Here is a 14,740-nt window from a genome sequence, read left to right as displayed (position 1 = left end):
TCTGCACCTCAACTCTGTGATTTATCGATTTAAAGAGGGTTCCTCCAATAAAAGCGAAATGTCCCAACTTTTATTGGAGGAATAGCATTTCTCATGTCGCCTGATTAGATTAATTCCAGGATGTTCTCCAGTTCTTCCATGGAAAGGTCATCATCCCCCAGATCGCTCGGGGTCAATTCTCCATTTTCTTTTGATAGGCAATGCTCAATAATGCTGAGCAAGTGATTCCGATAGCTGTCTGCCAATTTCGCAATGGTTTCTTCCTTATACTGGAGACTGCTGTAGCCAAAGCTGATTTGGAGCTTTCCATCCTCGATCATGCCGGAAATATCCAACAAGAATACTCTCTCCGATTCTGGACTGAAAAGCTGACCCGTACCGAGTGGCGAGAAAGTAAATCCGCCAGATTTTACATCCGAATCAAATTGCCCGAGGTAGTTAAAGCTGATTTCTGGTTGCAGGCTAAATTGCAAGGATGGACGCAGTTGCTCCGCCGTCATCGTGCGCAAAATCTCGTAGCCAATTCCTTTTTTCGGAATATGGCGCAAGCTTTCTTTGATTTGCTTGATTTGGTATGACAAGTCCTTTGATTTTTCCATATCAAGCACAACAGGAAACTGGGATGTGAACCACCCAATCGTTCTAGTCACATTCATGTCATTCTGAATATCTTCGCGACCGTGACCTTCCAGGTTGATGACAGCGTAGTTCGTATTCACCCACTCTTTCACGGTTAATCCCAACGCAGTCAGCAACAGGTCATTCATTTCTGTGTGATAGGCATGATGAACGTGACGTAACAGGTTTTCTGTCTCTTGAGCTGTCAACTCGACCTTCGCTGTGCGGGTGTGCTTTTGTTTACGATCTGCTGTAACAAAATCGGTTGGCAACTTTTCTGCCGTGGTCGTGCTCTCGAGGTTGTGCCAATACGCAACTTCACGTAAAAGCTCGTCACTCTTCGCATAGTTTTGCAATTGAGCCGACCAATCCTTGAATGAGTCTGTCTTTTTCGGCAAGACGATCTCCTGATTGTGGAGAGCCTGCGAATAGGCAGATGAAAAATCTTCAAACAAGATGCGCCATGAGACGCCATCCACGACCAGATGATGGATCGCGATCAGTAAATGGTCCCCTTCCGTTGTGGAGAAGAGTGCCAAGTGGACGAGTGGTCCCTGTTCCAAATCGATACTGCTTTGGATGTGATCAGACAACTCTAAAATATGAGCTGCGCTATTTGCATGGTCTTTCAAGTCATACGAATGGAAGCGGAAGCGCTCACCTGCCAGAGCTCGATTGATTTGCGTGATAGTTTCATTTTCCTGTTTGTATATCATGCGCAACGCATCGTGGTGCTCGACGATTTTATAGAACGCTTGCTGAACAAGTCCCGGATCAAAGCCATCCTCTCGGAACAGCATGACAGCTTGATTCCAGTGGTGACGGTCAGTGAAATTGCACGCGAAGAACCACTTCTGGATGGGCGTCAAGCCAATCTCGCCTTCTACGACTCCCTGATCGCTCTCTCTGTTGTTCGGTATGACATGAGGAGCAACTTGTTCAATGGTCGGATATTGGAACAGTTCCTTCATCGCCAGCGTCCAGCCTGATGCGTGCAAACGCGTGGATACCTGAATGGCTTTGATGGAGTCTCCGCCCAATTCAAAGAAGTTGTCTTTCATTCCCACTTGCCCAATTCCCAATACCTCTGCCCAAGTCGTTGCAAGTAAGTGTTCCAGTTCGTTTTGCGGTGCTTCATATTCTCTGCCCGATTTCTCTTCGTGGCTTGGCTTCGGCAATGCTTTGCGGTCAATTTTGTCATTTGGTGTCAACGGCATCTTATCCAACTGAACAAAGAAGGAGGGAACCATATAATTTGGCAATTCTTTTCCCATAAATTCTCGCAGTTGAGCCGGACTTGCTTCCCCATCGGCTACGTAGTATGCGCACAGATAAGGTTGCCCCTGGTCATCCAAATGTGTGATAGCTGCTGCCTCAATAATCGTCTCATATCGCAACAGAGCACTCTCGACTTCGCCCAGCTCTACCCGATGACCGCGTACCTTCACCTGATGATCGATTCTGCCGAGATACTCGATATTTCCGTCCGGAAGCCATTTAGCCAGATCTCCGGTACGATACATCTTCTCTCCTGGCACAAACGGATTGTCGACGAATTTTTCAGCCGTCAATTCTGGCCGATTCCAATATCCTCTGGCTAGCGCCACCCCGCTGATGCACAATTCACCTATTTGACCGACTGTCTTCAATTGCATTTGTTCATCCACGATGAACAGCTTCGTATTCTGAATTGGTTTGCCAATCGTAATGGTCTGACCAACTGGTTCATGCGGCAAAGCCTTCCAGAGTGTCGCGCAAATCGTGCTCTCTGTGGGGCCGTAGCCATTGATATAGGTCACTTTCTCTTTCCATTGCTCTACCAACGCGGTAGATGCTGCCGATCCAGCAGTAATCAGGATACGCAATGACGGCATACGATCAGGCTCAAGATAAATGGCATACGTCGGCGGCAACGTGAGAATGGTAATTCCGTTTTTGTGGACGTATTCCTCAAATTTGCGGAAATCGTTGATTGTATCGCGGGAGATAATATACAAGGTCGCTCCTGTCAATAGAGCCATAAACATATCCCACACCGATGCGTCAAAAGAGATACTCGCAAAATGCCCTGGCCGATCTTGTGGTGTTACACCGAGTTGATTCCTGAACATCGCTTGCAGATTGGCTGCTCCTTTGTGTTCCAGCATGACGCCCTTTGGATTGCCAGTGGTACCGGACGTGTAAATGATATAGGCAAGATCGGACGGCTTGTTGATGCAAAGCAGATTGTCTGTATGCGACGAATAGCTCCCTGCGTCGTCCAAATCAATAATTTCTGCCTGACTGGACACCTTGTGGGTCAGGTGATTATGAGTGAGCACGAGCTTCGCTTGACTGTCCTCAATCATGTAACGGATTCTTTCTTCGGGATAATCCGGGTCGACCGGCAAAAATGCGCCGCCAGCTTTTAAAATGGCGAGTGTGGCAATGACCATTTCCAAGGAACGTTCTACCATCATGACGACGATTTGCGATGGTCCTACTCCTCTTTCACGCAATACGGTGGCTAGCTGGTTCGCTCTTTCATTGAGCTCTTGGTACGTCATCTGATTCTCTTCAAATACAATGGCTGTTTGATCAGGCGTGTTCGCTGCCAGTTCCTCAAAGAGCTGTTGTATGGTCTGGTCTTCCGCATACTCTCTGTCTGTATGATTGAACTCCACCATCAACAACTGCTTTTCTTCTGCCGTCAGCATCTCAATCGCTTGAAGCTGCCTATCAGGTTCTGCCGTAACATTGCGTAGAATTTGCATGAAATGACGCGACATTCTGTCTACGGTGTCTCTTCTAAACAGCTTGGTGCTGTACTCCAGTCGCAGCAACAGGTCTGTTTCCCGTTCAGTCAGGTGAAAAGACAGGTCGAACTTTGAAATGGCAAGCGCGCTCGTCGATTCATAGGGATGATAGGTCAGTTGACCCAGTGCTTTTTGGTACAGTTCGTCGGCTTGCAGAATGAACATGGTATCAAAAAGTGGATTGCGTCCCGGATCACGTTGAATGCCAAGCTTTTCAACCAGACTTTCCAACGGATAATCCTGATGATCATAGGCATCCAGTGCATTCTGCTTGACTTCCATCAGGAACTCCTTGAAGGTCTTCTCTGCTGTCGGTTTGTTTCTGATTGCCAGCGTATTGACGAACATACCGACAATCGGTTCAAGCTCAGCGCGTGTCTTGCCGGAGATTGGCGTGCCGACAACGATATCCTCCTGCCCCGTATACTTCGATAGCAGCAAATTGTAGGCGGCTAGCAAGACCATAAACAAGGTCGTTTTCGTTTCTGCAGCCAACGCGTGTAAAGCTTCCAGCAGAGGTCTATCGGTAGCCAGTACGATTTGATCACCCTCAAAGCTTTTCACAGCTGGGCGTGGAAAATCTGTCGGGATCTCCAAGACAGTCTTATGTCCCTCAAACGCATGGCTCCAATAGTCTTCCTGCTTCTTAAAATCATCTGACTCGTTAAAGCGTTTTTGCCAGACAGAAAAATCTTTGTATTGGATACGCAGCTCCGGTAATTGTTTGCCTTGGTACAATTCCGCCAGTTCATTGAAGATAATCGTGACGGACGAGGCATCCGAAGCAATATGATGCATGTCATACAAGAGCAGATGACGTTCATCCGAGATTTGCACGAGACCCATGCGTAGCAGTGGCGGAACAGTCAGATCAAATGGACGGACAAACGCATGGAAAATTTCATCGATCTGATGTTCTTCTGCACTCTGATACTCCATTTCCACTTCCACGTGGTCATGAATTTTTTGGACCAGCTGATCTCCTACCATCTCAAAGGAGGTTCTCCAGATTTCGTGACGATCTACCAATGCTTGCAGCGCATGCACCAATTGATCGCGATCCAGTTGACCCTCTAGCATGATCATCCCAGGCGTATTGTAGCTGATGCCCGCGCCTTCCAACTGATGGAGCACGTACATCCGCTGCTGGGCAGATGATACCGGGTAGTAATCTTGCGGTTCTGCTGGTTGAATCGATGCATCTGGCGCATTCTCACTGTTTGCAATCAGCTTGGACAAGGCTCGGACGGTAGGCTGTTCAAAGAAATGCTTCAAAGGAAGATCGGTTTGAAACTCCCGATGCACATGCGCTACTACCGTCATCGCTTTCAAGGAATGTCCACCCAGCTCAAAAAAGTTATCCATCACTCCGATACCGGAGATGCCAAGGACGTTTTCCCAAATCTTTGCCAATGTTGCCTCTACTTCATTAGCAGGCGCGACATACTCCACTCCTGTTGCAGGCTTTCCTTCAGGCTTCGGTAGCGCTTTGCGATCGATCTTGCCGTTTGGCGTGAGCGGGAAAGCATCCAGTTGAACCAGATAGGTTGGAACCATATACGCTGGCAGTTCTTGTGATAGATGTGTTCGAAGCGCCGCTTCCGAGATGTTGTCTTTACCGGTGAAATAGGCAGCCAGATACGCGTCCCCGCTTCCATCCTGATACGCAACGACTATCGCTTCATTTGTCGTTTCATAGCTGAGAAGAACCGATTCTATCTCCCCGATCTCAATCCGGTATCCTCTCACTTTTACTTGTTCATCCAGGCGTCCTGCGAATTCAATCGTGCCGTCAGGGAGCCATCTGCCAAGGTCGCCCGTCTTGTACATGCGTTCACCGGGCTCAAATGGATTGGAAACAAACTTCTCCTCGGTAAGTTCTGGTTTGTTCCAATATCCACGTGCCAAACCGAGTCCGCCTATGCATATCTCTCCCACTACACCGATTGGTAGCAGCTGATGCGAATGGTCCACGATGTATATGCTTGTATTTGCTATTGGACGTCCAATGGTGATCGGAGCATCCGGGAGCGTATCGCATAGATAGGTGGCGATAACGCTGCTTTCTGTCGGACCGTACGCATTGACAGCAATCATCTGCGGATTCATCTCTTTGCACATCTCAACTAACTTCGGCGATAGCTTTTCTCCCCCGAGCACTGCCATTTTCATCGGACTGATCTCGTCGGTGGTGCTGCATTCCAAAATCGCCTGGAACAAACTCGGTACGCATAACGTGTAGCTGCAACTCCATGTTGAGATTAGGTTTTTGAGCGCTATCGGATCTTTGGCTTCTTCATCCTTCGTCAAGACAACGGTTGAACCGGATAGAATCAATGCAAAGAAGGTAAGGACAAAACCATCAAAGGCAAAGGATAGAGCCAACAAACCTCTGTCATGGACAGATAAGGCAAACTCTTCTTTGTTCCACGTCACACTGTTGACAATACCTCGGTGCTCCACCATGACCCCTTTTGGCCTGCCTGTCGTACCCGATGTGTAAATGATATAAGCCAGATTGGTAGCCGTATGAATCGGGTCAAGGTTTGTGGTGATACGAGAATAGTTGCTCTTATCCTCCAGATACAAGCATTCCACTCCAGAAGCAGCCTTTGTTCCAAGATGCTCATGGGTAAGCACCAGACGAGCTTCGCAATCTTCGAGCATGTAAGCAATGCGATCATTCGGATATTCTGGATCGATAGGCACGTACGCTCCACCAGCCTTGAGAATGGCAAGGATTCCAATCACCATCTCCAAGGAGCGATTTGCCATAATCCCCACTCGCTGGTCAGCCTTTACTCCTTTTTTCCGTAATGTACGAGCAAGCTGATTGGCTTTCTTATTGAGCTCCTGATATGTCAACTGTTTGTCCCCGCAAACCAGCGCGATTTGATCAGGGGTTTTCAGTACTTGTTCTTCAAATAGCTGTGGGAGTGTGCTTTCCAACTGAACAGGCTTGAATGTGTCATTGAAATGGACCAGCAATTCCTGCTTTTCTTGCTCGGTGAGCATTTCCATCTGAGAGAGAGCCAAGTCCGTGTTCCGGATGACTTGTTGCAAGATTTGGATGTAATGACGCGACATGCGTTCGATGGTCTCCTGCTTGAACAGCTTGGTGCAAAATTCGAAGCAGAATAGGAGACCCGCGTGGTTTTGGGTTGCTTCGAGCGACAAATCGAATTTCGCCATTTTGCCCTCTGGCACGTAAGGCGTCACAGTCATGCCTTCGATCTTGATCGGTTCGGCATCCATGTTTTGCAAAATGAACAAGGTGTCAAACAATGGATTGCGGCTTCGATTTCGATTGACCGCCAACTTGTCAACGAGCTCCTCAAACGGGTACTCCCCATGCTCAAAGGCAGCGAGTGTATTGTCTTTCACTTCTCGTAAAAATTGCTTGAAGCTTTTGGTTGCCACCGGCTGATTTCTCATTGCCAGCGTGTTGACGAACATACCCGTGATGCTTTCTGTGTCAGGGTGTGTTCTTCCAGCTGTCACGGTTCCGACCACCATGTCTTCTTGCCCGGAGTATTTTGCGAGCAAAACATGATAGGCTGCCATGAGCACCATGTAGAGCGTAGTACCAGTATCTGCCGCCACTCGTTGCAAGCCATCCAGCAGCTGTTTTTCTGTGCGGAATAGATAACGTTCACCCTCAAAGCTTTGAACAGACGGTCGAGAGTAGTCCAAAGGCAGGTTCAAGACAGGAATTTCACCAGCGAATCGCTCGGTCCAATACGCTTCCTGCTTTCTGTATTCGTCTGTCTGTGCCAGCCCTTTTTCCCAAACCGCGTAGTCTTTATATTGAATGCGTTGCTCTGGCAAGGATTTGTCTTGATAGAGCTGTGCGAGATCATTCAGGATGATTTGCGAAGACACTCCATCCGAGATGATATGGTGCATATCGATGATCATGACATGGCGCCGCTCTCCCAGTTTGACCAGTCCAACCCGACTTAATGGAGCCTTTTCCAAATCAAACGGACGCATGAAATCCGTGATGACTTGATTCAAATGTTCTTCTGTCGCTTCCATGTAGGCGATTGGCAGTTTGCATTCCTGATGGATGCGTTGAGCCGGCTCACCGTTGATGGTATGGAAGGAGGTTCGCAGCGATTCATGACGACTCACCAGATTGGAAATGGCATGCTCCAGCTGCTGCACATTCAATTCCCCATCGAGTACCGTCACAACGGGCAGATTGTACACCGTACTAGTTGGATCAAGCTGGTTCAAAATGAGCATGCGTTTTTGCGCAGAGGATACAGGGTAATGCTCTTGCATGACGACCCGCGGAATAGCGAGATACGTTCCTTCCTCTTCACCTTCCACATACTTGGCGATTTCTTGAATGGTTGGTCTATCAAACAACACGCGAAGCGGAACATCTGCTTGGCAGTCTTTTTGCATCCGGGAAATGAGATGAATCGCCTTTAGCGAATGACCCCCCAGTGTGAAAAAATTATCCTGAATGCCAATCGGAGACACGCCGAGTACGTTTTCCCATATGGCTGCCATTTTCTGTTCCAGTTCAGTTGTCGGAGCGAGGTAATCCGCTCCCGTAAAAGCATTCCCCTCAGGTACGGGCAAGGCTCTTCTGTCTGTTTTTCCATTAGGTGTGACCGGAATCCGCTCCAAGTTCATAAAGAAGGAGGGAATCATATACTCCGGCAGCGTTCGTGATAAGTACGCACGCAGCTCTTCGTTGCTGACCTCGTCTGTCAAAACGATATAGGCGCACAAATACTTTCCGCCTGTCTCATCCGTTCTGTCGATGACCACGGCTTCCTTGATGGAGGCGTGGTTGAGCAAGTGCGATTCGATCTCTCCCAGCTCGATACGATGACCCCTGATTTTTACCTGATGGTCGATCCGCCCTAAAAATTCGATATTGCCATCCGGCAACCAACGGGCCAGGTCACCCGTTCGGTACATTCTTTCGCCTGATTGATACGGGTTCTCGAGAAACTTCTCCGCAGTCAGCTCCGGATTGTGCAAATACCCTCTTCCTACGTTCGCACCAGAGATATACAACTCCCCAACAATGCCCTCTGGCTTCATCTGCAGCTTTTCATCCAGGATATAAATGCCTGTGTTGCTGATCGGTTTTCCGATGGGTGGCAGCTCTGGTATATACATGCTTGGGTCCATCGTGTAGGTGGTTACCACATGTGTCTCCGACGGCCCATAATGATTGTGTAAAAATACATGTTGGTTCCGTAGATATTTCTGTAGCTCATGAGTGACGACGAGCTGTTCTCCGGCTGTGATAATGTGCTTGACGCAACGCGGGAAGCTTTGCGCATAATCTTTTTCGTTAAAGATAAATTTCAAGAAGGACACAGGGAGGGACAAAATGCTGATCTGTTTTTCCTGGATAAAGGCAAACAGTTTTTCTACATGACGTCTCATCTCATTCGTGATGAGATAGAGCTGTCCCCCGGAAAGCAGCGTGGAGAAAATCTCCTGGTAGCAAACATCAAAGCTGCATGTGGTATACTGCAATACTTTTTCATGAAAATCGATGTTCGTCTTCGTAAACGTAAAGTGCATCAGATTTGCCATGTTTTTATGTTCAAGCATGACGCCTTTTGGTTTCCCTGTTGTTCCTGAAGTGTAGATAATATAAAACAAGTCATCTGGATGATTGATCGTTTCGACAGATGCACTGCTCTCTTCCCAAATGGCTGGAGCGCTGATATCTATTTTTTCAGTAGAAGTAGAAACTTTTTCTAGTAGATGACGCTGGGTCACTACCAATTGAATCCCGCTATGCTCGAGCATGTAGGCAATTCGTTCTTCTGGCAGCTCTGGATCAATCGGCACAAACGCACCACCGGCTTTCAAAATCCCAAGAATTCCTACAATCATCTCGATGGAGCGATCCATCATCGTACCAACTAGACTGTCTGCTGCAATCCCTTTTCCTCTCAAAAATCTGGCGAGCTGATTGGACTTTTCATCTAGCTCCCCATACGTCAACTGCTGTTCTCCGAATACGACAGCAACGTCATCAGGTGTCCTTTCCACCTGTTCCATAAAGAGCTCATGCATGGTTTTCGTAGGATAGGCAGCCGAAGTATCAAGGTTTCTAGCCATTAGCTGTTGCTTTTCAGTTTCTGTCAGCAAGGTAACCTGCTGAAGGGTGACCTTCGGATTGTTTGCCACGCAAGCCGCAATCTGCTTGAGATGTCCAGCCATTTTTTGGATAAAGGCTTCATCGAACACAGCAGCATTATAATCAAACCGCACCGCAATTTCTTCTTTGGGCATTACCATGACAGTCATGTCATAATTGGTAGGCTCAAACATCTCGACATCAGAAATGGCAAAGCCTACTTGCTGTGTCGAGGCCTTTTTCTGTAAGGCCTCGACTAACGGATAGTTTTCGATGACCATCAGGTGATCGATCAAATCTTGCTTCAATACGGAATCGTTTTGAATATCGTACAAAGGCACATGCTCATATGACTGGGATTGCCGTGTTCTTTGATGCACATCCTGTATCAAGTCGACAAAGGTTTGATCGTTTTTCGCTTGAATGCGCAATGGAATGGTATTGATGAACAACCCAACCATTTTGTCGATTCCGACGATTTCAGTTGGTCGCCCGGATACAACAGAGCCGAATAGCACATCATTCGTAGCGTTATAGGATTGAAGCAGAATCCCCCATAAGGTTTGAATCACAGTCGGCAATGTCACTTGATTTTGACTTGCGATCGCAGAAAGTTGCTGCGTCAACATGCGGTCCAGCACAAAACGATATTGTGCTGGTAGAAAGGCTTTGTTAGAAGTCTTCCCAAATTTCGGCAAGGAAGTTTGTTGTTCAAATTGCTCCAGATAGTCTCTCCAATATGCGAGAGCAGCCTCTTTATCTTGCTTTTCCAGCCATTGAATAAATTGGCTGTATGGCTGCACCGGATCAAGGGAAATCGGAGCCCCGTTCTTTAAGGATAAATAGACAGAAAGCAAGTCATCAAAAATAATGCTAAAGCACCAACCGTCCATGAGTATGTGATGAAAACTCCAGATGATTTGGTATTCGCTCTCCGTCATTTGGAAAATAGCCACTCTCATCAACGAATCTTTCGCCAAATGAAAGGTTTTCTCTTGGTCATTCCTTTTGTACTGTGTGTAGCGCTGCTGCTTTTCTTGCTCGTCGTATGCTGTTAAATCGCAAAATAGGATGGGAATGGGCCGTTCCTTCAAGACAACCTGCAAAGGCTGCTTTAATTTTTCATAGAGAAATAGCGTGCGGAACACATCATATCTCTCTACCAGCACATGCAAGCTATTGGTAAACAAACCAACATCAAGATCGCCCTGAATCGAAATGGACATCTGTACAAGATGAGAGTTATGTTCTTCATCTAGCAAGGCGTGAAATAACATTCCCTCTTGCATGGGCGTCAATAAATACATATCTTGTACTTGTTCTTTGCTAAAAACACTCATTCCCGGCACCTCGATATCGACATAATTTGTAATATTTGTTTAAAAATGTAATCTGAGAGCATGATTATCCCCACAAAATAATAGCAAGTGCTTATTTATTTAAGCGTATTGGCAAGTAATTCGAAGATGTCGTCCATTTCTTCCATTTGAAGTCCGTTTAGACTAAAGTCACTGGGAGTCCGTTCGACTCCTTTTTTCTGCGAGCAATGAGTGATGATCGCCCGAAGATGTTTTCGATAGTTCTCACTCAATTGATGAATGGACTCTTCTCTAAACTGCTCCTCGCTGTAAGTAAACGTGATGAGAAGCTCTCCACCTTCAATTCTTCCTGTAATATTCAAGGCGGTATAAATCTCGGAATCGGGACTCAGATTGTTCTTTCCATCCGCACCAAGCGTGTTACCTGAACTATACGGAGAACGGGTAAACAATTCGTTGGTAAGGCCTGCGTCAAATTGACCCAAGTAGTTAAACGTCACCTCAGGATGCAAGGACAAGGACAAGGAACGGCGTTTTTCCGGTTCTGTCATATATTTTAAAATTTCATAGCCAATGCCTTTATTGGGGATCTTCCTCAGGTTTTCTTTCGTGCATTTGATATGGTCAGGCAAGTGATTCATTTGACTCAAATCTAGTAAAACTGGATATTGGGATGTAAACCATCCGATTGTTCTTGTCACGTTAGCGTGTTCGATCACATCCTCACGCCCGTGCCCTTCCAGATTAATCACGATTTGGTCAAGCCTGCTCCACTCTGCAACGGCCAGCCCCAACGCTGCCAGTAACAAATCATTGATTTCTGTTTGATAAGCAGAATTGGCCTGCTTCAACAATTGTTCGGTTTCCTCTGCTAGCAATCCGACCTGTATGTTGCGGATACTCATCTGTTTGCTACCCACCGTCTCATAGTCTTTCGGAAGGGAAGCATGCCTAGCTCCTGATTCAAGATTCTCCCAATACGGGATTTCTCTCAGCAACTCATCACTATTCGCATACTCGTTTAGCCATACTGCCCAATTTTTAAAAGAATCCGTTTTTTCTGGGAGAACGATTTCTTTTCCTGCTAGAACCTGATTGTAGGCAGTTGCTAGATCCTCAAACAGAATGCGCCAAGAGATTCCATCCACGACTAAATGATGGATGGCCAAAAACAAATGATCGCCTTGGCGTGTATGAAACAGGGCTGCCTTTACCAACTGTCCCTCTTGTAAATTCATGCTGCTATGCAAACGTTTCGTCTCTTCTTCGATTGCTTGCTGGACATCCGCATGCGAGGTCAGATCATAGTGAAGCAAATCGTATAATTCGCTACCCAATCCACGATTCTGTTGAACGATTCTCCCATTCTCGTTCCGATAGACCATGCGTAGCGCGTCATGATGCGAAAGGATTTTATCCAAGGCCTTTCGGATGGCTTCAGGATCAAATCCCTGTTCGCGATACAACACATACGATTGATTCCAATGGAACATATTCGTAAAGTTCTTTTCAAAGAACCATTGTTGAATGGGTGTTAAGGTAACAGGGCCCTCGATGATTCCCTGCTCGCTTCTCCTCGTCGTACTTTTGACATAGAGAGCAACCTGCGAAATTGTCGGGTAATTCAGCAAATCTTTCGTGTCTAGCTTTAGTTGATAGGCATGCAGACGAGCAGCGACCTGGATCGCTTGAATGGAATCCCCACCGAGCGAGTAAAAATTATCGCGAATTCCAATTCTCTCAATTCCCAATACCTCTTGCCACACGGTTGCGAGAATCGCTTCTGTCTGATTTCTGGGAGGTTCGTAAGCAGGATTTGTCTCAGCAGTAACATCAGGTTCTGGCAATGCTTTGCGATCAATTTTGTCATTCGGCGTGAGCGGCATTTTATCCAGCTTCACGAAATAAGAAGGAAGCATGTACGCAGGAAGCTTTTGAGCGGCAAATTCTCTGATCTGCGCAGGAGTTACTTCCAGTGGCGAAATAAAGTAAGCGCACAAATAGGGTTGAGCGTGTTGGTCTTCTCTAGCGATTACCACTGCCTCTTTTATTTGTTCATGTTTCAGAATAACGGACTCGATTTCTCCCAACTCAATCCGATGACCCCTGATTTTCACCTGATGGTCGATTCTGCCGAGAAACTCGATATCTCCATTCGGCAACCATTTGGCCAGGTCTCCTGTCCTGTACATCTTCTCTCCTGGTACGAACGGATTATCCACAAATTTTTCGGCGGTCAAATCTGGGCGATTCCAATATCCTCTGGCTAAGCCTACTCCACCTATGCACAATTCGCCTTCACTGCCAATTGGCTGCAATTGTAGCTCTTCATTGACAATATAAGCGTACGTATTTTGAATCGGTTTACCGATTGGGATCGTTTGGTTGAGAAGCGAATTGGAAGGTGCCTCCCATATGGTCGCGCAAATGCTTGTTTCCGTAGGTCCGTATGCATTCACGTACCTGACTTTGTTTTTCCATCTATTCACTAAAGGGAAGTTGGCAGCTGAACCTGCCGTAATCATGATGCGAAGTGTAGTAAAATGATCTGGGTTGAGGTGAGTCAAATAAGTGGGTGGCAACGTGATGATGGTCAATTCATTTTCATTCAGATAGTTTTCAAAACGGATGAAATCATGAATCGTCTGTTTGGAAAGGATGTAGAGGCTGGCACCGGTTAGTAAAGCCATGAACATTTCCCATACCGATGCGTCAAAAGACATGCTGGCAAACTGTCCAATCCTGTCTGCAGGTGTTACACCAAACGTATTTTGAAAGAATGATTGCAAATTAGCGATCCCTTTATGCTCCAGCATGGTTCCTTTCGGCTTGCCGGTTGTGCCTGAGGTATAGATGACATACGCCATGTCAGTAGGTTTGCTTGGCAAGTGAAGATTGGAATCCGAGTGAGAATCCAGCTGTTCTTCCTCGAGTACGACTACAGGACCACGGTATCCGACGTCATAAACAAGGTGGCTGACGTTTTTCTGGGTGATGACGATTTTGGTTTGACTGTCTTGCAAGATATATTGAATCCGATCTCGGGGATACTCGATATCGATGGGAACATACGCTCCGCCAGCCTTGAGGATGGCCAAAATAGCTGTAACATTTTCAATGGATTTCTCCATCATCACACCGACGATGCTGTCTGTTGTAATCCCTTTTTCGATCAGTGCTCTTGCTAATTCGTTAGCCTTCTTGTTGAGCTCCTCGTAAGTTAAACGCTCATTTTCATAAACGATGGCAACCCGGTGTGGCACAGCCTCTGCCTGTTCCTCGAACAACTGATGAATCGACTTATCCCGTGGATATTCCGCCTTTGTATCATTAAATTTAGCTACCTGTTCTTTTTCCCACTCCAAGTCGATAAGATTGGCCTGATTTGCTAACATATGTCCCCTCCGATAATTGGCAAACTTTTGTCTATCATGAAGTATGACAATACGATGTGATGGCCAAACAAGTAAACGAAACTACAAGGAAATGGTCCGCTAAAACTGAAGATGGAGCCACAGTGACGAATGGATCATATTGGAAATTCCCTCATCAACACCATTTAATATAATGGCCAAATGTAACAAAATATGTGGGTTTTTGTATCTTTTTTGTAAGTATTAACCATCTTCATATTACTATGGTCATGAACCAATTTTCACCTACAAATTCTCCACGATTTTACATTTTTTCACAATGGGAATAATTCCCTGTTTACTCAAAACAGTTTTCAGGACAAAAGTCACTTTCCATTTTTTGCTGGAAACAGATACGCTAGTTCTGCCCCTTTTCGAACGGCAAAATACAAATGTGCTGGCCTGCCCCCCTCCTTACAATCCAGCAGAATAACGTATTCATATGCACCTGTTTGAGAAACTGTTATTCATTAT

2 protein-coding genes are annotated in these 14,740 nt (G+C 46.4%); both read right to left on the bottom strand.

Annotated elements, in window-relative coordinates:
• Nucleotides 1-104: 104 nt before the first annotated feature.
• Entirely contained in the window at nt 105-10,874 is a 10,770-nt protein-coding gene (gene tycB / locus ACKKE8_RS15460; RefSeq protein WP_409178910.1) for a tyrocidine non-ribosomal peptide synthetase TycB, read from the bottom strand.
• A 95-nt stretch (nt 10,875-10,969) separates the two neighbouring features.
• Nucleotides 10,970-14,248 (bottom strand): tyrocidine non-ribosomal peptide synthetase TycA, encoded by a 3,279-nt coding sequence (tycA, locus tag ACKKE8_RS15455; RefSeq protein WP_409178909.1) that lies wholly within the window; start codon nt 14,246-14,248, stop codon nt 10,970-10,972.
• Nucleotides 14,249-14,740 lie beyond the last annotated feature (492 nt).

Source organism: Brevibacillus fortis, from assembly GCF_046196545.1.
GTDB classification, from domain to species: Bacteria; Bacillota; Bacilli; order Brevibacillales; family Brevibacillaceae; genus Brevibacillus; species Brevibacillus fortis_A.
Note: the sequence above shows the minus strand (reverse complement) of the source record. Positions and strands in the feature narration are given on the sequence as shown.